16 protein-coding genes and 1 pseudogene are annotated in these 20,322 nt (G+C 73.1%); 5 read left to right on the top strand and 12 right to left on the bottom strand.

Annotated features, from left to right (window positions below; translation table 11 throughout):
- The first annotated feature begins 143 nt into the window (after nucleotides 1-143).
- The 4 genes from IG74_RS0120595 (at nucleotide 144) to IG74_RS0120580 (ending at nucleotide 3,890) form a co-directional block, all read left to right on the top strand.
- Nucleotides 144-1,169, top strand: a complete 1,026-nt coding sequence (locus IG74_RS0120595) for a helix-turn-helix transcriptional regulator (protein WP_158857704.1) — start codon at nucleotides 144-146, stop codon at nucleotides 1,167-1,169.
- Between the two features lie 331 nt (nucleotides 1,170-1,500).
- Nucleotides 1,501-1,698 (top strand): ferredoxin, encoded by a 198-nt coding sequence (locus IG74_RS0120590; protein ID WP_030679119.1) that lies wholly within the window; start codon nucleotides 1,501-1,503, stop codon nucleotides 1,696-1,698.
- 244 nt (nucleotides 1,699-1,942) lie between these two features.
- Nucleotides 1,943-2,746: a class I SAM-dependent methyltransferase gene (locus IG74_RS48060; protein ID WP_051855064.1), complete on the top strand. Its 804-nt coding sequence runs from the start codon at nucleotides 1,943-1,945 to the stop codon at nucleotides 2,744-2,746.
- A gap of 76 nt (nucleotides 2,747-2,822) precedes the next feature.
- Nucleotides 2,823-3,890 (top strand): acetylserotonin O-methyltransferase, encoded by a 1,068-nt coding sequence (locus IG74_RS0120580; protein WP_234334392.1) that lies wholly within the window; start codon nucleotides 2,823-2,825, stop codon nucleotides 3,888-3,890.
- A 111-nt stretch (nucleotides 3,891-4,001) separates the two neighbouring features.
- On the opposite strand, the gene IG74_RS0120575 is transcribed toward IG74_RS0120580, so the two are convergent.
- Nucleotides 4,002-5,255, bottom strand: a complete 1,254-nt coding sequence (locus IG74_RS0120575; protein WP_030679110.1) for a cytochrome P450 family protein — start codon at nucleotides 5,253-5,255, stop codon at nucleotides 4,002-4,004.
- A gap of 322 nt (nucleotides 5,256-5,577) precedes the next feature.
- Between IG74_RS0120575 and IG74_RS0120570 the strand changes: the two genes are divergently transcribed.
- Nucleotides 5,578-7,209, top strand: coding sequence for a bifunctional 3-(3-hydroxy-phenyl)propionate/3-hydroxycinnamic acid hydroxylase (locus tag IG74_RS0120570; protein WP_037825811.1), 1,632 nt, complete (start codon nucleotides 5,578-5,580; stop codon nucleotides 7,207-7,209).
- A 51-nt stretch (nucleotides 7,210-7,260) separates the two neighbouring features.
- Here IG74_RS0120570 and IG74_RS0120565 read toward each other — a convergent pair whose 3' ends face one another.
- The 11 genes and pseudogenes from IG74_RS0120565 to IG74_RS46020 all read right to left on the bottom strand — a co-directional run.
- Nucleotides 7,261-8,505, bottom strand: coding sequence for a cytochrome P450 family protein (locus IG74_RS0120565; protein WP_030679104.1), 1,245 nt, complete (start codon nucleotides 8,503-8,505; stop codon nucleotides 7,261-7,263).
- Nucleotides 8,506-8,848: 343 nt separating this feature from the next.
- Entirely contained in the window at nucleotides 8,849-9,802 is a 954-nt protein-coding gene (locus IG74_RS0120560) for an ROK family protein (RefSeq protein WP_030679102.1), read from the bottom strand.
- Nucleotides 9,803-9,821: 19 nt separating this feature from the next.
- Complete coding sequence (locus IG74_RS0120555; RefSeq protein ID WP_030679100.1) at nucleotides 9,822-10,511, bottom strand: HAD-IA family hydrolase; 690 nt, start codon at nucleotides 10,509-10,511, stop codon at nucleotides 9,822-9,824.
- 47 nt (nucleotides 10,512-10,558) lie between these two features.
- Entirely contained in the window at nucleotides 10,559-11,659 is a 1,101-nt protein-coding gene (locus IG74_RS0120550) for a Gfo/Idh/MocA family protein (protein ID WP_030679098.1), read from the bottom strand.
- The gene (gene rifK / locus IG74_RS0120545; protein WP_030679096.1) at nucleotides 11,656-12,816 is read right to left on the bottom strand and encodes a 3-amino-5-hydroxybenzoate synthase; all 1,161 of its coding nucleotides are present in this window, start codon (nucleotides 12,814-12,816) and stop codon (nucleotides 11,656-11,658) included. Before rifK ends, IG74_RS0120550 begins: the two co-directional genes overlap by 4 nt.
- 215 nt (nucleotides 12,817-13,031) lie before the next feature.
- Nucleotides 13,032-13,844, bottom strand: coding sequence for a shikimate dehydrogenase family protein (locus IG74_RS0120540; RefSeq protein ID WP_030679094.1), 813 nt, complete (start codon nucleotides 13,842-13,844; stop codon nucleotides 13,032-13,034).
- A gap of 7 nt (nucleotides 13,845-13,851) precedes the next feature.
- Nucleotides 13,852-15,090 carry a 3-deoxy-7-phosphoheptulonate synthase gene (locus IG74_RS0120535; RefSeq protein WP_199818867.1) on the bottom strand — a complete coding sequence of 413 codons (1,239 nt, stop codon included), beginning with the start codon at nucleotides 15,088-15,090 and terminating at the stop codon, nucleotides 13,852-13,854.
- 86 nt (nucleotides 15,091-15,176) lie between these two features.
- Complete coding sequence (locus tag IG74_RS0120530; RefSeq protein ID WP_030679089.1) at nucleotides 15,177-16,253, bottom strand: 3-dehydroquinate synthase; 1,077 nt, start codon at nucleotides 16,251-16,253, stop codon at nucleotides 15,177-15,179.
- A 45-nt stretch (nucleotides 16,254-16,298) separates the two neighbouring features.
- Complete coding sequence (locus IG74_RS0120525) at nucleotides 16,299-17,147, bottom strand: arylamine N-acetyltransferase (RefSeq protein WP_078868915.1); 849 nt, start codon at nucleotides 17,145-17,147, stop codon at nucleotides 16,299-16,301.
- Between the two features lie 49 nt (nucleotides 17,148-17,196).
- A complete protein-coding gene (locus tag IG74_RS54700; protein WP_420709922.1) occupies nucleotides 17,197-17,691 on the bottom strand; it encodes a beta-ketoacyl reductase in 495 nt (164 codons plus the stop codon).
- A gap of 127 nt (nucleotides 17,692-17,818) precedes the next feature.
- A pseudogene (locus IG74_RS46020) lies at nucleotides 17,819-20,275 on the bottom strand (SDR family NAD(P)-dependent oxidoreductase); the annotation flags it as partial.
- Between the last annotated feature and the right edge of the window lie 47 nt (nucleotides 20,276-20,322).

The following is a 20,322-nucleotide window of genomic DNA, read 5'->3' as shown; positions in this document are numbered from 1 at the left end:
CAGAAGGCCTGCGCCTTGCGGAAAGAGCCGGGAAAACACAACCGGAGTGCTCGGGGAAATGTGTGGGCCTCGCCAGGATCTGGCACTCCGCCCTCCTGGTGAGAATCCGCGAACCGGCGGCCGGAGCACGCGTACTCGCCGGCGTGGAGGAGCTGACGGCCGGCACCACGACGTCCGGCGGTCTGGTCGCGGCCTCGCTGACGTGCGCGGCGGAACTCGCCTTCACCCAGGGGGACATCGACACCGCTGTCGACCTGGCGGAGAAGGGGGTGCGCGAGGCACAGCAGCTGGGCCTCACCTGTCTGCTCCCCGAGGCGCACGCCGTGATGGCGCTCAGCGCCCTCAGGCAGGGCAACATGAGCGTGAGCTCGGACTTCGCCAATCAGCTCCGGGACGACGCCCTCCTCGGGCAGACGATCCACCGCCCCAGCCAGTGCGCCTGGGCGGCGGCCCAGCTCCTGGAGGTGCAGGGCGGTGCGCCGAGCGCCGCCCACCTCGTCGTCGGCATCATCACCGACGACCAGCTCATCCTGGAGCTCCTTGCCGCGCAGCCGGCCGCCGCCGCCTGGCTCGTCCGGGCCGCGCGGAAGCTGGGCGACGAGGTCCTCGCCAAGCGGGTGGCGGCCGAGGCGTCCGAACTCGCCGCGCGCAACCGCGGGATCCGTTCCGTGGAGGCGGCGGGAACGCACGCCGACGGGCTGGTGGCCGAGAATCCGGAATTCCTGATCGCCGCGGCCGAGGCACACCGGGATCTGTGGGCGGGCGCGTCCGCCTACGAAGACGCCGGAAAGCTGCTCGCGGACACCCGGCAGGACCGCGACCGGGCGGTGGACGTCCTCGAACGGGCGGTGGACGGATACTCGAAGTCCTCGGCCCCGCGCGATGCCCGCCGGGTCGTGAGCAGGCTCAGGTCACTGGGAGTGCGGCGCGGCCGCTATCCGCAGTACGCCGCCCACGACAGCGTGAAGGTCGGCTCTCTCACCAATTCGGAGGTGGCCGTGGCCGAGCTGGTGAGCCAGGGCTTCACGAACTCCCAGGTCGGTGAGCGGCTTTTCATCTCCGGGCACACGGTGGCTTTCCACCTCAAGAAGATCTTCCGCAAGATGAACGTGGCCTCGCGCGTCGAACTCACGCGTACGTGGAGCCGGATTTCGAGCGCCGACTACTGAGCCCGGCACCGTCGTCCGACGTCCGGTGGTAACGTTACCCGGCCGGACATCCCGGATACCAGGAAGTGCCCCGCGATATCCCGCACGACGTGCGGACAGAGGTCCTCACGGATTTCCACGCGCATTTCCGCACGATCATCGGGGCACTTCCACGGAGCAATTCACCGTGCCGCGGCGCGCGTCCGATCCCGTCGGTGCCACTCGCCAACACCGTTGGCACCGGCGGAATTCAGCGATGCCCGACGCGGCCTTCCGGGCGGCTCTTTCAGCGTGCACGACGGGTGGCTCTTTCCCCCGTGCACGACGGGTTTCGCAAGGAGGAGGCATCACCATGAAGATCATCGCGGACGCCGACAAGTGCGTCGGCTCCGGCCAGTGCGTGTTCACCGAACCGGGCCTGTTCGACCAGAGCGAGGACGAGGGCACGGTCGTCGTCCTGAACGCCGAGCCCGAGGGCGAACTCCTGGTGCGAAGGGCCCACGAGGCCGTCGACAACTGCCCGGGCCAGGCCCTCTCCCTGGCCGACTGACCGGCCGACGCCCTATCAGATCGAGGGGTGCCAAGCCGCTCGGGGCCGCCCTAGGCTACGGAAGGGCAGGGGCCGCGGCGGGCCGACAACGGCCCCCAGTACCGCATCGGTACTCAACTCTGACGGCGCCTCATCCCTTCCGGTGTCCCGGGCACTCGTGACCGCGGTGTCGCACGAGAGCGGCGTGCCGTACGGCTCGCGCTCCGGCCGCCGCGGTCTTCCCGGCAGAGAGAGGACTTCGTCGATGACCGCAGTCAACGCCTGGCTGGCCGAGGACTACGCGCAGGTCAACGCGCCACACATCAAGACGGCCCTGGCCGCTCTCGAACTCGCGGGCGGCGCCCTGGAGAAGGGCGGCTCCTTCGCCGAGATCGGGTGCGGCACCGGAGAGGTCGCGCGGGCCGTCGCGGAGCGGGGCTTCGACGTATGGGCGAGCGACGCCTCGCCGTCCATGGTGGAGGCCACGCGGCAGCGGTGCGCGGGGCTCTCCGTGCGGGCCGATGTCTGCCCGGCCGAGCACCTGGAACTGCCGCAGGGCCAGTTCGACCTGATCCACTCCTCCTGGGTGCTGCACTGGCTGGCCGAGGCCGAGGAGCCGCTGCGCCGGATGGCCCGCGCGCTGCGCCCGGGCGGCCACCTCGTACTCCAGTGGTCCGGCGCCCAGCCGCGCGGCGACGGCGCGGGGATGTTCGGGATCGTGCGCGAGGTCTCGGGCAGCGCGAAGTGGCGGGACCTGCTGGCGTCGGCGCCGCCCGCGATGCGGGACTACCCGGCCGACGAGGTGGCGGCGGTGCTCCGGGACGCCGGTCTCGAACTGGTCGACTACGACCCGGCGATCGTGCACTCCCTGGGCGGGAACGGATCCCTGCCGTCCGACGCGGAGCTGGCCGAGATGCGCAGGCGGTACAAGCTGATGGGCTTCGCCACGCAGGCCGACGCCCTCGGCGAGCGCGTCGACGAGTTCGTGGACGAGGTGCTGCGGGCGGCCTTCGCCGCGGGCAAGGCCGGTCTCCACCACGCCAGGATCGTCGCCCGGCGACCGGAGTGAGTGCGGGGCACGGAAGCCGCCGTGCCGGAGCGGGACGTTGTGGCAGCCGACCAGCCGACCCGAAGGAATGAGTGCGATGAATGCAGTGGCCACGTTCACGCGTCTGCGCGAGTACATGGTGGGGCCCTCGCGGTTCATGATCCTGCTGTCCTGTTTCGAGCTCGGCATCGTCGACGCGCTGCGGAAGCGGCCCGGTCTGACCGCGGCCCAGCTCGGCGAGGCCGTCGGCGCCAAGCCGGACGCCGTGGAGCAACTCCTGCACCTGCCGGTCAAGGAGGGCTTCGTCGCCTTCGACAAGGCCTCCGGCGGCTACTCCCTCGACGCGTTCGCGGGCGTGTCCGACGCCGATCTCCAGCGGGTGCTCCCCGTCCTGAACATGATCAAGGTGGTCATGCTCCGGCAGTTGTTCTACCTCACCGACAGCGTCAGGACCGGCAGCATCGTCGGCCTGGACAAGCTGTACGGATTCGAGGGGAACCTGTACGAGGCCGTGGCCGAGCACAAGGACCTGCGCGAGTCCTGGGCGACGATGATGGACGACGTCACCGCCCACATGGACCCCTGGTTCTTCCGCAACATCCACATCCCGCCGGGCTCGCGGGTGCTCGACCTGGCCGGGAACACCGGGCTCGGCGCGATCCTGACCCACCGCCTCAAGGCCTCGCCCGGCCTGCGCGTGACGACGTTCGACCTGCCCGAGAAGGAAGCCGAGTGCCTGGAGAACTTCCGGGCCGAGGGCGTGGCGGAGCACTGCTCCTTCATCGGCGGCGACGTCTTCAAGAGCGTCCCCAAAGGGTTCGACGTCGTCCTGATCAAGCACTTCCTCGACATGTTCGACAAGGACGACGTGCGCACGATCCTCAACGGCGTGAGCGAGGCCCTCGACGTCGGCGGGAAGGTCAACATCCTGGTGCCGGTCTACCCCGAGGACATCACGGAGCCCAGCAGCGCCGGCGTCGACATCTTCCCCGCCTACTTCCTCGCCTGCACCATGGGGCAGGGCGGGCCGCAGAAGCTGTCGACGTACCGGAAGTGGCTGGAGGAAGCCGGGTTCCGGGTCACCAGGACGGTCGCCCAGGACCTCACCACCATGCCGGGGGCCCTGATCGCCCACGGCATCCTGTGCGCGACGAAGGTCGCCTGAGCCGACCCTGGCCGTGCCGTACGCCGTCGACGCGCTCTGATCCCCCGCAGCACACGCCGTACCCCCTCGCCCTTGGCAGCAGCGGGCGAGGGGGTACGGCGTCCTGTGTGCTCAGACGAGGCGCAGCGGAAGCTTCTCGACACGGGTGACGCCGGGGCGCAGCGTCCAGACGACCTCCTCGCGCGGCACCGCGAGGGACAGACCGGGGAACCGCTCGAACAGCGCGTGCAGCGCCACCTCCGCCTCCTGGAGCGCCAGCGGCGCGCCGAGGCAGTAGTGCGCCCCCTGCCCGAAGCCGAGGTGGCTCTGCCCGGTCTCGCGGCCGATGTCGAGGCGCTCGGGGTCGTCGTACCGGCGCGGATCGGTGTTCGCGGGCAGGATCAGCGGCATGACGGTGGCGCCCGCGGGGATCGTCACGCCGCCGACTTCGACGTCCTCCGACGGGTGCCGGGGCAGGCCCCACTGCGTGGGCCCCAGGCGCATGAGCTCGTTCACCGCCTGCGGCCACCGGGACGGATCGGCGCGTACGAGGGCCAGTTGGTCCGGGTTCTCCAGGAGGGCGAGCACCGAGTTGGCGAGCAGGTGCGTCGTCGTCTCGTGTCCGGTGATCACCAGGGTGAAGACCAGGGTGACCATCTCCCGCTCGGAGAGCCGGTCGCCGTCGTCCTCCTGGGCCTGGATGAGCGCGGAGATCAGGTCGTCGCGCGGCTCGGCGCGGCGCCGCTCGATCGCCTCCAGCATGTGGTCGACGCACTCGCGCATGACCTGCGGGAGGCGCTCGCGGTGCTCCGTGGGCGAGGACAGGCAGTGCCCCCACTCGAACCAGGGCGCGCGGTCGGCCTCGTCGATCCCGACCAGCTCGCAGATCACGGTGAACGGCAGCGGATAGCAGAACGCGGTCAACAGGTCGACGGGCGTGCCGTCGCGGCCCGCCTGCGCCATCCCGTCGAGCAGCGTCGTGGTGATCTCCTCGACGCGGGGGCGGAGGCGGGCCACCCGCCGTGCCGTGAACGCCTTGGAGACCAGGCCGCGCAGTCGGCGGTGGTCGGCGCCGTCGATCTGCATGAGCTTGTCTTCGAGGTAGTCGACCAGGTCGGTCGGCAGGTTGAGCTGGCGCATGATCGTCGTCCGGGTGTCCGGGGCGTCCGGCACCGATGCCGGGTTGTTGTGGAACCGCGGGTCGGTGAGCACCTTGCGGACGTCCTCGTAGCGGGTGACCAGCCACATCGGGCGCCCGCCCATGATCGAGCCGGTCAGGGTCGGCGCCTGCTCACGCATCCGCGCGTACGCGGCGAACGGGTCGGCGATCAGGTCCGGCGAGAGCAGGTCGACCGGCTCGGTCGCGTTCTCGGCGGTGGCTGTCATAGGTCTCCCCTTCGGCGTCAAGGATGTCGCGCGTGCGGAGCTGAATGGGACCGGCGGACGGGAATTCCGACGTTCCTGCGGCCGTGCGGCGTGAAGTGCCGGTGCTCTTACGGTTATGGGCACGACTCCTCGGCAGGATAGGGCGAAAATGACGGGCGGGGCATCCCTCAACCTGGTAAGGTTTTCCGCTTCTTGACACGTTTCGTACTGCGGAATACGGTGCCAGCGAATTCCTGCAACTGTCGGCGCTTTTCGGCACGATGGAATTCATCTCGTCAAACGGTGCGCATCTGTGAGGTTTTCCTTGACACCCCTTTTGGAAGTGCCCGCGGACCCCACGGACGCGGATGTCGTCGTCGTGGGCAACGGACCGGTCGGCGCCGCGCTTTCGGTGCTGCTCGCCCAGCGCGGACTGCGCGTGACCGTCCTGGAGCGCCGCCGCAGGCCGTATCCGCTGCCGCGCGCCACCAGCTTCGACGGGGAGACCGCCCGGCTCCTGGCCGCCACCGGCATCGGCCCGGACCTCGGCCGGATCACCGAACCGGCCAACGGCTACCAGTGGCGGACGGCCGCAGGCGCGGCGCTCCTCGACATCCCCTTCACCACGGCGGGCCCCTACGGCTGGCCGGACGCCAACACGATGCACCAGCCCGCCCTGGAGGAGTTGATCGCGGCCAGGGCCGCGGCGCTCGGGGTGACGGTCCTGCGCGGCCACGAGGTCGTGGGGATCGCCGACGGCGAGCACCGGGTGGAGGTGACGGCCGCCACCGACGACGGCACCACCCGGGCCCTGTCCGCGCGATGGGTCGTGGGCTGCGACGGCGCCAACAGCTTCGTGCGCGACCACCTCGACGTGCCCGTCACCGACCTCGGGTTCTCCTACGAGTGGCTGCTCTGCGACGTCGAACTGCGCGAGCCGCGCGCGTTCACCCCCACCAACGTGCAGATCTGCGACCCGGCGCGGCCCACGACCCTGGTGGGCAGCGGCCCCGGGCGGCGGCGCTGGGAGTTCATGCGCCTGCCGGGCGAGCGGGCCGCCGAGCTCAGCGGGGACGAGGCGGCCTGGCGGCTGCTCGCGCCGTTCGGCGTCACTCCCGACACGGCGACGCTGCTGCGCAGCACCACGTACATCTTCCAGGCCAGTTGGGCCGACCAGTGGCGCGTGGGGCACGTCCTGCTGGCCGGGGACGCGGCCCATCTGATGCCGCCGTTCGCCGGGCAGGGCATGTGCTCCGGCATCCGGGACGTCGTCAACCTGGCGTGGAAGCTGGATCTGACGCTGCGCGGGCAGGCAGGACCGGCCCTCCTGGACAGCTATGCGCGGGAGCGCCGCGCGCAGGCCAAGGAGGCGATCCTGGCGTCGGTCCAGCTGGGCCGGCTGATCTGTGTGACGGACCCCGAGGCCGCCGCCGAACGCGACGCCACCGTCCTCGCCAACCGGCGCGGCCGCGCGCCGTCGGGGCCTGAGCCCGCGAAGCCGCTCCCGGGCGGGCTGCTGCACCGGGGTGCCGCGGCGACCGCGCCCGCGGGCGCGGTCGTCCCGCAAGGGCGCGTGGACCGGGACGGCTTCGGCGGGCTCTTCGACGACGTCGTGGGCCGCGGTTTCGTGCTGCTGACCACCGAGGACCCGCGGGCCGTGCTCGACGAGGAGCGGCTCGCCCTCCTCGGGGACCTCGCGGCCCACGTGGTGCGGCTGCTGCCGCCGGGAGCCGCGCGGAAGGACGCGCCCGCCACGGTGGACGCCGCGGCGCCCGGCGTCGTCGAGGTGGTGGACACCGATGACGTCTACCGGCCGTACCTCGCCCGGTTCGCGGCGACGGCGCTGCTCGTCCGCCCGGACTACCACGTCTTCGGCGCCGCGAGCGGGCCCGACGGCATCCGGGAACTGCTCGACGACCTGCGGGACCAGCTGCGCGCCCCGGTCCCGGCCGGCGCACCGCGCGGGGCCGTCTGACGGGCCGTCGCGCGATCCGCCGCGGGCGGTGAGCGGGCGGGCGGTGGCCGGTCAGGCCAGGCGCAGCGGCAGCTCCGCGACCCGGGTGAAGCCGGGCCGCAGCGCCCACGGGATCTCCTCGCGCGGCACCGCGAGGGACAGGTCGGGGAACCGGTCGAACAGCGCCTGGAGCGCCACCTCCGCCTCCAGATAGGCCAGCGGCGCGCCCAGGCAGTGGTGCACCCCCATGCCGAAGCCGACGTGGCTCGCGGCTCCCCTGCCGACGTCGAGGCGCTCGGGGTCCGCGTACTTGCGCGGGTCGGTGTTCGCGGCCAGGAGCAGCGGGGTGACCGCGGAGCCCGCGGGGATGCGCACGCCGCTCAGCTCGACGTCCTGCGCCGCGTACCGGGGCTGTGCGAACTGCGAGGGGCCCAGGCGCATGAGTTCGCGCACCGCCGGCTGCCATCGGGACGGGTCCGCACGCAACAGGGCGAGCTGGTCCGGCTGTTCCAGGAGCGCGAGCACGGAGTTCCCGAGGAGGTACGTCGTCGACTCGTGCCCCGCGGTGACCATGGTGAAGACGAGCGTGACCATCTCCCGGTCGGAGAGCCGGTCGCCGTCGTCCTCCTGGGCCTGGATGAGCGCGGAGATCAGGTCGTCGCGCGGCTCGGCGCGGCGGCGTTCGATGACGTCCATGACGTGTGCGGAGCACTCGCGCAGGATGGTGGGGAGGCGCTCGACCTGCATCAGGGACAGCACGCGCCCCCAGCCCGACCACTGCGGCCGGTCCTCCTCGTCGATGCCGACCAGCTCGCAGATCACGGCGATCGGCACCGGGTAGCAGAACGACTCGACGAGGTCGACAGGCGTGCCGTCGCGGCCCGCCGCCGCCATCCCGTCGAGCAGCCGCGCGGTGAGTTCCTCGATGCGCGGGCGCATCTCGGCCACCCGTCGGGCGGTGAACGCGCGCGAGACCAGTTTGCGCAGCCGGGCGTGCGGGGCGCCGTCGAGGTTCATCATCGCCTTGGCGATGAGGTCCTCCACGTCGGACGGGATGTTGAGCTTCTTCAGGATCGCGTGCCCGCCGTCCGGGTCGTCTCCTCGTACGGACGTCGCGTCGGTGACGAACCGGGGGTCGGTGAGGACCAGACGCACGTCGTCGTAGCCGGTGACGAGCCACATCGGTGACCCCAGGACCGTGCCCGCCAGGACCGGCGCCTGCTCGCGCATCCGCGCGTACTTGGCGAAGGGGTCGGCAGTCAGGTCCGGCGAGAGCAGGTCGATCGGCTCGGTCGCGTTCTCGGCGGTGGCTGTCATGGGGGTACCCCTTCTGCGTCGAGGAAAGTGACCTGCCGACCCACCGACGTGGGACGGCGACAGGGACGGGCGCTGCCGTGCGGGGCGGTGAAGGACCGGCGGCCTCAATTCCTCCGGGCCACGCCGGTGCTCTCCGTGCTGCGCCGGTACGCCGATATGCCGTCGGTACGCCGATAGGCCTTCAGCGCACCGATGACTCGTCGGCTTACCGATGAATCATCGGTAAGCCGATAAGCCGTCAGTACGCCGATGAGTCGTCGCGCCGTGCCGGAATGCGTGCCGACGCTCCGGAACAGCCCGACCCTTCGGGACGATAGGGCAGCCATAAGCGGTTGAGCACCCCTCAACCTGATAGGGATTCCGCGCTCTTTTCCCGCTGTGCGAAATCCGGAACGGGGCGCGCTGCGATCAGCCGGGCCAGTGACACCGCGCCGTGCAAGGACGACAGGCCGCCCAGCGCGGCCTGCTCCACAGGGAGCGGGGGCAGTCCGGGGCGGGCCAGTTCCGTGACGTGGTCGGCGACGAGCCCGGCGAACCCCGGGATGCCGCTCGCGAAGCCGCCGCCGACGCGTACGAGGCGCGGCCGGAGCAGCTCCTGGACGCCCACCGCCGCGGCGGCCAGGGCCCGGCAGGTCCCGCGCAGCGCGGTGACGGCCCACGGCCGCCCGTCGCCCCAGGCCGTGAGCAGGTCGGCGAAGGTGACCGCGCTCCCCCGCAGCCGGTGCGCGCGGCGCAGGGTGGCCGGGCCCGACGCCACCGCCTGGAGGCAGCCCCTGCGGCCGCAGCCGCACCGCGGGCCGCTGAGCTCGACGACCACGTGCCCGACCTCGAAGGAGCCGCGGCCGATCCCGGGGCACGGCTCGCCCCGCAGGACGAGGCCGCCGCCGACGCCCGTCCCCACACCGAGGTAGAGCAGGTCGTCGCAGCCCGCGGCCCGGGACTCCGCGAGTGCGCCGAGGTCGCCGTCGTCCGCCCAGGCGACGGCTGCTTCGGGGAACAGCGGGCGCAGGGCCGCGCCCAGGTCCGTGCCGGTCCACTCAGGTCTGCTCGGCCAGGCGGTGACGCGCTCGTCCGGCCCGGCCGTCGCGGGCATGGCGACGCCCACCGCCCGGAAGGGGGCGCCGAGGCGCGCCCGCACCTCGGCGACGGCGTCGGCGAGTTGGCGGAGGTCGCGGGCGGCGCTGTGCCGCGGGTCCCACGCGAACGCGCTCTCGTGGACGCACTCCGCCTCGGTCTCCACCCGGAAGGCGACCTTGGTGCCCCCGATGTCGACCCCCAGGTACCCGGCGCTGTCCATGCCGTACGCCCTTCCTCCCTCAGGCGCCCGGCACGGGCGGGCACAGGTCCAGCAGGTCGGCCGGGCGGCGCAGGACGGCGTCCGGCCGGGCGGCGAGCAGCTCGTCCGTGTCGTCCACGGCCCACAGCGCGGCGACCGCGGTCACTCCCGCGCCCTGGGCGCTGGCGAGGTCGGTCGGCGCGTCGCCCACCATGACGGCCTCATCGGCGGTCACGTCCAGCAGGCGCAGGGCGTGCTCCACGATGTCGGGCGCGGGCTTGGGCCGTGGCACCTCGTCCGAGCCGAGGACGTGGGCGAAGAACGGGAGGAGGCCCAGCTGCTCCAGCAGGGAGCGCGCCCGCGGCCCGCTCTTGCCGGTGGCCACGGCGAGCTTGAGCCCGCGCACGCGCAGGGTCAGGAGCAGCTCGACGACGCCCTCGAAGACGGGCACCTTGGGGGCGAGGCGGTAGCTCTCGCGGACGAACGGCTCCTCCATCTCCAGGGGCAGGCCCATGATCCGCATGATGTCCGGGAAGTAGCGCCCCAGGTGCCGCCGGTACTCGTCGAAGGGGGCCGGGCCCTCGCCGACGACCTCCTTGTAGGCGAGGGCGAAGGCCTCGTTCATCACCGCGAAGCTGTCGACGATCACCCCGTCCAGGTCGAAGACCACGGCGCGCCTGACCGGGGTGAGCGTGTCCGTCGCGGCTGCCCCCGGCGCCCGGCCCGGCACGCGATCGCCGTCCAGCGCGTCGGCCGGCTCTCCCGGAACCGCTGCTGTCACTGGTCCTCCCCCGTCCACCGGTGAGCGGGCCCGACGTTCCGCGCGGGTGCGGAACGGGCCGAGGCGTAGAAGTCCTCGATGACGCGGACCGTCGTGCGGGCCTCGCCGACGGCCCTGCCGCGGCTGGCCGGTTCCTTCAGGACGGTGGCGAGGCCGTCCAGCTGGCGCCGGTACTCGTCGCCGATGGGCTCGTCCGGCACCGGGACGGCCGTGGTGGTGCCCGCACGCGTCAGGGTCAGGGCCGACTCGGGGGCGCGGTTGGGGCTGAAGCCGAAGGTGCACCGCAGTTCGGCGGTGCCCTCGCTGCCCACGAGCTGGATCCGGGTGACGTCCAGGGCCTCGTGCGACGCCCAGGCCGCGCGCAGCGACACGGAGATCCCGTCGGCGCGGACCAGGAAGCCCCGGGCGGTGTCCTCGACGTCGCCGACGGCGTCGTCGGCGGGCCGGTCCCGCCGCCAGGTCGCGCCCCAGGCGGCGGCGTTGACGAAGTCGCTCGACGTCACGCCGACGACCTGGGTGAAGGGGGCGGGGCCGAGCAGCGAGGCGAGCGTGTCGAACAGGTGCCAGCCGAGGTCGAACAGCACTCCGCCACCGGCCGTGCCGCGCTGGGTGAACCAGCCGCCCGCCCGGGGGACGCCGCGCGCCCTGACCCAGGAAAGATCGGCGTGCCGGACGTGGCCGAGGTCCGGCACCAGGGCTGCCAGGGCCGCCACGTCGCTGCGGTGCGGGGCGGCGCTGCCCGCGAGGAGCGTGGCGTCGCCGTCGCGTTCGGCGGCGGCCAGGGCGTCGGCCTCGGCAGCGGTCAGGCACACCGGCTTCTCCAGGAAGACGGGGACGCCTCGGCCGAGGAGGGCTCCCGCCACCTCGGCGTGCAGATGGTTGGGTACGGCGACGACGGCGAGGTCGACGTCCTGCGCGGTGAGTGCGTCGGCCGTCGGGTGCACGGGGACGCCGAGGGCGGTGTCGAAGGCGGCCCGTGCCGCGGGTTCGGTGTCGACGGCGGCCACCACGTCGAAGTCGGCGTGCGCGCGCAGCCGCGGCAGCCACAGCTCCCGGCCCGCCCAGCCGAGCCCGACGACGGCCGTCCTGACGCTCATATGGCGGCCACGGCGTCCGCGACGATCGCCGCGGTCCCGTGCAGGGCCTGCTCGGCGGCGAGCAGCACCCGGTGGTGGAGCCAGACGCAGTCCTGGCTGATGGCCTCGGTGCGGGGGCAGCGCTCGGCGACCTCGTCGGGGCTCTCGTCGGGCGCGCCGAACTCCCAGAAGGCGGCGGTGCGGTAGATCGCGCGGAAGCCCGCGAACGCCGGGACGCCCGCCGCCACGAGCCGGTCGACGAGCGCGTTGCGCTGCTCCTCGCCGATGCCGGGAATCCGGAACATGGCCATGTAGTGCGAGGGGAAGTCGGTGCGCTCGTCGCCGCGCTGCGGGACCACGCCGTCGATCGCGCCGAGGAGCCCGGAAAGCAGCGCCCAGCGCTGCTGCCGGGTCGTCACCTGCTGTTCGAGGCGACCCAGTTGGGCGCGGAGCACGGCCGCGGAGAACTCGTTGAGCCGCAGGTTGGATCCAGCGATCTGGTGCAGGTACCTGCGGTCGGTGCGGGGCCGCCCGCAGCTGTGCCGCAGGAACGCCGTCTCGTACATCTCCGTGTCGGGGAACAGGACGGCGCCGCCCTCACCGGCGGTCATGAGCTTGCCGTTCTGGAAGCTGAACGCGGCGACGGAGCCGAGTTCGCCGACGCGCCTGCCGCGCCAGCGGGCGCCGTGGGCGTGCGCGGCGTCCTGGAGCAGCGGGACGCCCGTGTCGGCGGAGAGCTTGGCGAGGGCGTCCATGTCCGCCATGAAGCCCGCCATGTGCACGGGCATGATCACCCGGGTCCTGGGCGTGACGGCGGCGGCGGTCGCCGCCACGTCGATGGAGTACGTGTCCTCGTCGACGTCCACCGGGACCGCGACCGCGCCGAGCCGCTGGGCCGCCTGGGAGGAGGAGATGAAGGTGAAGGCCGGGACGATGACCTCGGTGCCCGGGCCCACGCCCATGCACTGCAGGGCGAGTTCGAGCGCGTGCGTCCCGTTGGTGACCGCGAGGGCGTGGGGGGCGCCGTGGTGCTCGGCGAACTCCCGCTCGAAGGAGTCGACTTCGCTGCCGCCCATCCGCCACCACTGGCCCTGTTCGAGGGCGCGGACGAGGCCTTCCCGCTCCTTCGCGTCGTACTGCGGCCACTCGGGGAATTCCGGCGTCTGTCGCACGTTCATGTTTCTCCAACCATGGATCGGCTCGACGCGGGGTGCGGGACAGTCGGGGCCGCGTGCCGCGGAGGGGAGAAAAGATGACCAACAGGTCCAAAGTAGAGGCCTGACGACGCCTCCGCATCCCTCGGTCAGGTAGTCGGCGCGCCCTCGGGGCGGGCCTCGGGCCGACCTCGGGGCAGACCTCTGGGCGGGCCTCGGGGCGGGCCTCCTGGCCTGCCTCAGGTCAGGCCGAAGAAGGCCTGATAGGCCTCCAGTTGGCCTTCCAGCATGTGAATGCCGTGGTGGACGGGGTGGCCCAGGGCGGCCGCCTCGCGCAGGAGCTTCGTCTCGCGCGGCTTCATCACGATGTCGGCCACCACGCCGCCCGGCGGCAGGCCGTCCGGCGCGAAGGGCAGCGGGTCGTCGGGGCGCAGCCCGAGCGGCGTCGCGTTGACGGCGATGTCGACGTCCCGCAGGTGCGGTCCGGCCAGCGCGCGGACCCGGCCGGGCCAGTGCGCGTCGAGGCGGGTGATCAGGTCGCCGAGCTTCGCGGTGTCCGTGTCGTACGCGGACAGGCGGTCGACGCCCGCGGCGAGGAGGGCCGCGGCGATGGCACTGCCCGCGCCGCCCGTCCCGACCAGCGCCACGTGGGCGCCCTTGGGTTCGTGTCCGGCCGCGACGAGTCCCGTGACGAAGCCCGAGCCGTCGAAGTTCTCGGCGAGCCAGCAGCCGTCGGCCTCCCGGCGCAGCACGTTCGCGCTGCCGACGACGTCCACGGTCGGGCTGCACCGGTCGGCGAGCCGGCGTACGGCCGCCTTGTGGGGCACGGTGACGAACATGCCGTCGAGGTTGTCGATCCGCCGCAGGCCGCGCACGACGGCGTCGAGGTGCGGCGCCCTGGCGTGCACCGGCACGAGCACGGCGTCCCTGCCGAGCCGCGCGAAGAGCGGATTCATCAGGCCGGGCGACTGGACCTGGGCGACGGGGTCGCCGAGGACGGCGTACAGCCGGGTGGTGCCCTTGATGGGCGTGCCGGGAGGGTGTCCGGTCATCGCGGCCTCAGCTTTCCGTGCGTTCTCTGTCCGTGGGACCGGCCGCCGCGAGGTCCGCGACGGCGGTGGCGAGTTCCATCGACTGCTCCGCGTTGAGGCGCGGGTCGCAGGCCGTGCGGTAGCGGGCGGGCAGGTCGGCCTCGGTGATGCCGCGGGCGCCGCCGAGGCACTCCGTGACGTCGTCGCCGGTGAGCTCGACGTGCAGGCCGCCGGGGTGGGTGCCGAGGCGCCGGTGCACGGCGAAGAACCCGGAGATCTCGTCGGCGATGTGCCGGACCTCGCGGGTCTTGTAGCCGTTCGCCGCGGTGTACGTGTTGCCGTGCATGGGGTCGCAGCTCCAGATCACCTGGTGTCCCGAGGCGGTGACCTTCTCCACGATCGCGGGCAGGACGGCACGGACCCGGGTGTGCCCCATGCGGCTGATCAGCGTGAGGCGTCCCGGTTCGCCGTGCGGGTCGAGCCTGCGCACGTAGTCGACGGCCTGCTCCGGGGTGGTACGGGGGCCGATCTTGAGGCCGATCGGGTTGGACAGGAGCTCCGCGAACGCGATGTGCGCGCCGTCCAGGTCACGGGTGCGCTCGCCGATCCACAGGAAGTGTCCGAGGCCGCTGGCCAGGCGGGGTTCGGGGCCACTGGTGTCCGCCTGCAGCGAGGACCGCTCGTAGTCGAGTACGAGCGCCTCGTGGCTGACGTAGAGCTCGCTCACGCCGCCGGGCCGCGCCCGCGCGTCGGGCGTGGCGCCGGGGCGGAAGGCGCGGACCAGGGCCATGGCGCCCGCCGCTTCGGCGCGGGCCCGCAGCATCCGGGAGGGGTCCGGCGTGCGCGCGGCGGGCGTGGGCTCGATCGAGTTGACCAGGTCGCCGCGGTAGACGGGAAGGCCCAGCGCGTCGAAGGGCCGGGAGCGGGGCTTGGCGTACTGCCCGGCCATGCGGGCGACCGCGACGACGGGCAGTGCGGTGCGGCGGGCGAGGACCGCGGCCATGTCGGTAAGCACGGCCAGGTTGGCCCGCTGGTGGGCTTCGGTGTTCTCGGCGAAGGCTTCGGCGCAGTCACCGCCCTGGAGCAGGAACGCCTCGCCGCGCGCGACCGCGGCGAGCCGGTCCGCCAGGCGCGCGGTCTCGGCGGGCGTCACGATCGGCGCGGCCCGGCTCAGGGACGCCACCACGGCCTGCGCCCGCTCCGGGTCCGGCCAGTGCGGCTGCTGGGCGGCCGGTCGGGCCAGGGCCGCCGTCAGCTTCCCCGCCAGGAGGCGGTGCACCGGATCGGCGGCGTCGGCCGTCCCTTCGGGTCCGGCCGCGCTCTCGGGTCCGGCCGTCGGCCGGGGCGCGCGCCTCACGTCCGGGCCGCGTCGTTCGCGGCGGCGCCGGTCGCGGCGGCGCCGACGAGGTCGGCGAGGGGCGCCCGGGGCATCCGCTCCAGGACGCGCGCGACCACCTCGGGCGGCACGTCGCTCACCAGCTCCGCGCCGTGCGGGCCGTCCAGGGCGAACGCGAGGCCGGTGATCGCCTTCTTGTCGTGCCGCATGAGCCGCAGCAGGTCCGCGGGCTCGGCCTCGGCGGGCAGCGCGGCGGGCAGTCCGTAGTACGCGACGACGTCCTGGTGTTCCGCGACCCGTGCCGGGCCGATGCGGCCCAGGGCTCCGGCGAGGCGCCCCGCGAAGACCGTGCCGACGGCCACCGCCTCGCCGTGGCGCAGGGCGTAGTCGGTCGCCTTCTCCAGGGCGTGGCCCAGCGTGTGGCCGTAGTTGAGGATGTGCCGCACGCCGGTGTCCCGCTCGTCCGCCTCCACGATGCGGGCCTTGAGGGTCACGCTCGCCGTGATCTGTTCCACGAGCGGCAGGCCGCGCAGGTCGGCCGCGCCGATGAAGTGGCAGCGGGCGATCTCCCCGAGCCCGTTGAGGAGTTCCCTGCGCGGCAGGGTCGTGAGGTAGTCCGTGTCGCACAGCACCGCGCTGGGCTGCCAGTACGCGCCGACGAGGTTCTTCCCCGCCGACAGGTTCACCGCCGTCTTGCCGCCGACGCTGGCGTCCACCTGGGCGAGCAGCGACGTGGGCAGATGGACCACGGGCACGCCCCGGTGGTACAGCGCGGCCGCGAGGCCGACCACGTCGGTGGTCGTCCCGCCGCCGCAGGACACGACGACGTCGGACCTGGTGAGCCCGAACCGCACGAACTCACCGCACAGCGCCTCCACGGTCGCGAGGGTCTTGTCCCGCTCGCCGTCCCGGGCCCGCAGCAGCAGGGTCTCGACACCGGTGTCGGGCACCCACTCCGCGGGGCGGGCCGACACGACGACGGCCCGTCCGGCGCCGAGGCGCCGGACCACGTCGGTGAGCGACGCGCGCACCCCCGGGCCGATCAGCACGTCGTACGCGTGGTCGTCGAGACGCAGCGGAACGGTGGCCATCATGTCCCCCTTCGGACGGGTGCTGTGCGGGGTGTGCGCGGCGCGCGTTCAGCTGAAGTCGCCGGACAGGATGCGGAAGACCAGGTCGCGGTGTTCGTCGTCGTCCTTGATCGTGCGGACTTCTTCGCGGCCGTCGCGGACCGTCAGGTAGCGGCGTCCCTTCAGCACGACCTGGCCGTTGTCGAAGGTGCGGCCGCACAGCACGTCCTGGCCCTCGTGCGCGCCGGTGGCCGCCTCGATCTCCCCGAAGATGCGGTCCGTGCCGCGCGCGATCGGGCAGGCGTCGGATTCGGCGGGGGCGGCCGCGTACTCCCGGTTGAGGTACTCCTCCAGTTCCTTCCAGTCGCTCCACTGCCGGGGCTTCCTGGTGAAGGTGTAGACGACGCTCCACCGGCTGACCCGCCCCCGCCGCTGGAGGGCGAACCCCGAGGCGTCCTCGACGAGGCGGTACTGGCACCCGTACTGGCTCTGCACGGCGTCGGTGATCCGCAGCGGCTCGATGTAGTTCGGGCCCGGGTAGCCGACGTCGACGAGCCACTCCTCGCCGTCGAGGGCGACCCGGCTGAACATGTGCTCCACGTCGAGCCCGAAGTTCTCGCGGCCTTCGGCGGTGCTGCCCGCCATCAGCGTGACGTCGTAGCCGAGTGCGGCGAGCAGCCGGTGGAAGAGCCGGGCGAGCTGGAAGCAGGTGCCGCCGTGCCCGTCGACGACGCTCGTCTCGAACACGGCGTCCTCGTCGAGGTCCACGAGGCGGATGCCGTCGCGGAGGTCCTGCGCGGCGCCGTTGTACGGAATCGCCATGAGGTGGCTCTTGTGCAGCTTCCGCAGCGTCGCGGCGTCCACGCCGGTCTCTCCGCCGCAGCCGATCCGCTGGAGGTAGTCGCTCACGTCGAACACGTCGTCGCCTCTTTCTGCTTTCTACGGATTCACAGGGGGATCACTGGGTTCACACGGAGAGCGGCACCGGGGCCGCGGCCTGTGCGCCGTACATCAGCGCGTGCAGGTGCGCGGCGAGCATCCCTGGCGTCGGGTGGTCGAAGACGAGGCTGGGCGCGAGTTTCCGCTCGGTGAGGGCGCGCAGCCGGTTGCGGAGCTCGATGGCCGTGAGGGAGTCGAAGCCGATCTCGAAGAGCCCCTGGTCGGCGTCGATGTGGTACGTCGTGCCGTGGCCGAGGACCGCGGCCACCTGCGCCCGCACCAGGTCGAGCAGCGCCTTCGCCCGCTCGGCGGCGGGCAGTGCGGCGAGCCGCTCGGCCAGCTGCCGGTGCTCGCCCGCGCCGCCCGCCGTGTGCGCCAGTTGGCGGCCAGCGCGGACGAGGCCGCGCAGCAGGTGCGGCACGCCGCCACCGGCCGCCGCACCGGCGCGTACGCCGCGCAGGTCGAGCCTGGCCGGTACCAGGAGCGCCTGTCCGGACGCCACCGCGGCGTCGAACAGCTCCATGCCCTCGGTGGGTGTCATCGCCGTCAGGCCGCCGCGCCGACTCATCCGGCTCTTGGTGAGGTCGTCCGTCCAGGCCCAGTTCACGCGTCAGCTCGTCGAGATGCCGCACCGCGTCCACCTTCGGCGCGAACACCCGCTCCAGGCGCTCCGGCGTCAGCGCTCCGATCACGCCGTCGTCCGTCACACCTGCCGTGTGGATGATCCCGGTGAGCCGCTGCTCGTCCGGTACCGACGCCAGCAGGGCCTTGACCTGGTCCCGGTCGGACACGTCACAGGCCACGGCCGACACCGTCGCGCCCTGCTCGGTCAGCTCGGCCACCAGCTCCGGCACGCCCTCGGCGTCCCGGCCCCGCCTGCTGGCGAGGAGCAGCCGCCGTACGCCGTGCCGGGTGACCAGGTGCCGGGCCGCGAGAGCTCCCAGCGATCCGGCGCCCGAGATCAGGACGGTGCTGTTGGGCCCGAACACCGCGGGTACGTCCGGGACTTGGCCGGTGGCTCGGGTGAGGCGGGGCACGGAGAAGCGCGTGCCGCGCACCGCCAGCTGCGGCTCGCCGCTGGCGAGGACCGTACCCAGAACACGTTCCGTGTCGGCGTCGAAGTCGATGCCGGTGTCGGTGTCGGTGCCTGCGTCGGTGTCGGTGCCTGCGTCGGTGTCGGTGTCGGTGTCGAGCAGGACGATCCGGTCCGGGTTCTCCGCCTGTGCGGCGCGTACCAGGCCCCACACGGCCGCTCCGGCCGGATCCGTCACCGCTCCGTCGCCCGCGGGGACCGCGCCCCGCGTCACCACGAGGAGCCGCGACTCTTCGAGCCCGGTCCCGGCCAGCCAGCACTGCACCACGTCGAGGACCCGGGAGGCCAAGGAAAGCGCCGCGTCCTCCTCGTCGCCGCCGACGGCGTCCAGCACCGCCGCTGCCGGGGCCGCCGCCGCTCCCGACTCCACGTCGTCGGCCAGCGTCGCCACTTCCTCCGCGGTGGCTACCGTCACCCGTGAAGGCGCGGGTCCCGCCTCCCGCGCCGGGGGCAGCTCGGTCCACTCCACCCGGTACAGCGAGTCGACGCGTGCCGTGTCCGACGCCGCCGCCAGTTGCTCGGTGGACACCACCCGGCCCACCAGCGATTCCATCGTCACGACCGGGCCACCGGCCTCGTCCACCGCTTCCAGGGAAAGCGCGTCGGGCTCGGGCCTCGCCACGCGAACGCGCAGCGCCGACGCGCCTGCCGCGTGCAGTTCGAGCCCGTTCCAGGCGAACGGCAGCCGCAGCTCAAGGCCGTCCTCGCGGTCAGGGGCGCCGTCGGCGGCCGCCGTGAGCGCCGCCACGGCGTTCAGCATGGTCGAGTGCAGGGCCGCGTCGAGGAGCGCGGGGTGGATGCCGTACCTGCCCGCCTCCTCGCGCTGCTCCTCGGGCAGGGCGACCTCCGCGAACACTTCGTCGCCGCGCCGCCACACGGCCCGTACGCCCTGGAACGCGGGCCCGTAGCCGTAGCCGCCCCGGGCGAGCAGGCCGTAGCCGTCGCTGATGTCCACCGGTTCGGCGCCGGGCGGCGGCCAGGCCGCGAAGTCGTAGCCGCTGCCGCCGGCCCCGGGTCGGCCGGTGGTCGCGAGGAGTCCGGTGGCGTGCCGCGTCCACGCGTCCGCGCCACCGTCGTCGGCTGCGTCCTCGCGCTGGGAGAACACCTCCACGGTCCGCGCGCCCGTCTCGCCGGGCCCGCCCACCGCGACCTGCACCCGCACCCCGCCGCGCTCGGGCACGACCAGCGGCGCCTCGATCACCAGCTCTTCCAGGACCCCGCACCCGGCCTCGTCACCGGCCCGCACGGCCAGTTCCACGAGCCCGGTGCCCGGGACGAGTACGACTCCGCTGACCGCGTGGTCGGCCAGCCAGGGGTGGGTCCGCAGCGACAGGCGCGAGGTGAAGACGAGCCCGTCCGTCTGCGGCAGCCGCACCACCGCACCCAGCAAGGGGTGTTCGGCCCCCGCAAGGCCCAGTGCCGCCGCGTCGGTGCCTTGCGCGGCCGGCTTGAGCCAGTAGTGCCGGTGGTCGAAGGCGTACGTCGGCAGGTCCGCGCGTGTGGAGGCGGCTCCGGCGGGCAGCAGGCGGGCCCAGTCCACGGTCACGCCCCGCACGAACAGCTCGGCCACCGACGCCAACAGCCGCCGCGGACCACCCTCCTCACGCCGCAGCGAACCGGTCACCACCGCCGTGCTGTCGGCGTCGTCGACGATCTCAGTGATCGGCTGAACCAGTACGGGGTGGGCGCTGACCTCCACGAACACGCCGTGGCCCTGCGCCAGCAGATCGGCCACGGCCGGGCCGAAGCCCACCTGCCCGCGCAGGTTGCGGTACCAGTACCCGCCGTCCAACACCCCGGCGTCCTCCACCCAAGCACCGGTCACAGTCGAGTAGAACGGCACCACCGGAGCCTGCGCGCTCACCCCGGCCAGAGCTTCGGCGAGGGTGTCCTCGATGTCCTCGACGTGCCGTGTGTGGGAGGCGTAGTCCACAGCCACGCGCCGCACTCGTACGCCGTCACCGGAGAGCACTTGCAGGACCTCGTCCAAGGCTTCGGCATCACCAGCAATCACCACGGAGGAAGGCCCGTTCACGGCCGCGACCTCGACCCGCTCGGCCC

The organism is Streptomyces sp. NRRL B-1347 (genome assembly GCF_000720325.1).
Classification (GTDB): Bacteria; Actinomycetota; Actinomycetes; order Streptomycetales; family Streptomycetaceae; genus Streptomyces.
The sequence above is the reverse complement of the archived record's forward strand: the minus strand, read 5'-3'. Positions and strand labels throughout refer to the sequence as shown.

Bases quoted from the DNA above. Each gene is read 5' to 3' on its own strand.
- IG74_RS0120590 (WP_030679119.1), top strand. From the start codon at position 1,501: ATGAAGATCATCGCGGACGCCGACAAGTGCGTCGGCTCCGGCCAGTGC.
- IG74_RS48060 (WP_051855064.1), top strand. From the start codon at position 1,943: ATGACCGCAGTCAACGCCTGGCTGGCCGAGGACTACGCGCAGGTCAAC.
- IG74_RS0120580 (WP_234334392.1), top strand. From the start codon at position 2,823: ATGAATGCAGTGGCCACGTTCACGCGTCTGCGCGAGTACATGGTGGGG.
- IG74_RS0120575 (WP_030679110.1), bottom strand. From the start codon at position 5,255: ATGACAGCCACCGCCGAGAACGCGACCGAGCCGGTCGACCTGCTCTCG.
- IG74_RS0120565 (WP_030679104.1), bottom strand. From the start codon at position 8,505: ATGACAGCCACCGCCGAGAACGCGACCGAGCCGATCGACCTGCTCTCG.
- IG74_RS0120560 (WP_030679102.1), bottom strand. From the start codon at position 9,802: ATGGACAGCGCCGGGTACCTGGGGGTCGACATCGGGGGCACCAAGGTC.
- IG74_RS0120550 (WP_030679098.1), bottom strand. From the start codon at position 11,659: ATGAGCGTCAGGACGGCCGTCGTCGGGCTCGGCTGGGCGGGCCGGGAG.
- rifK (WP_030679096.1), bottom strand. From the start codon at position 12,816: ATGAACGTGCGACAGACGCCGGAATTCCCCGAGTGGCCGCAGTACGAC.
- IG74_RS0120540 (WP_030679094.1), bottom strand. From the start codon at position 13,844: ATGACCGGACACCCTCCCGGCACGCCCATCAAGGGCACCACCCGGCTG.
- IG74_RS0120530 (WP_030679089.1), bottom strand. From the start codon at position 16,253: ATGATGGCCACCGTTCCGCTGCGTCTCGACGACCACGCGTACGACGTG.
- IG74_RS54700 (WP_420709922.1), bottom strand. From the start codon at position 17,691: ATGGAGCTGTTCGACGCCGCGGTGGCGTCCGGACAGGCGCTCCTGGTA.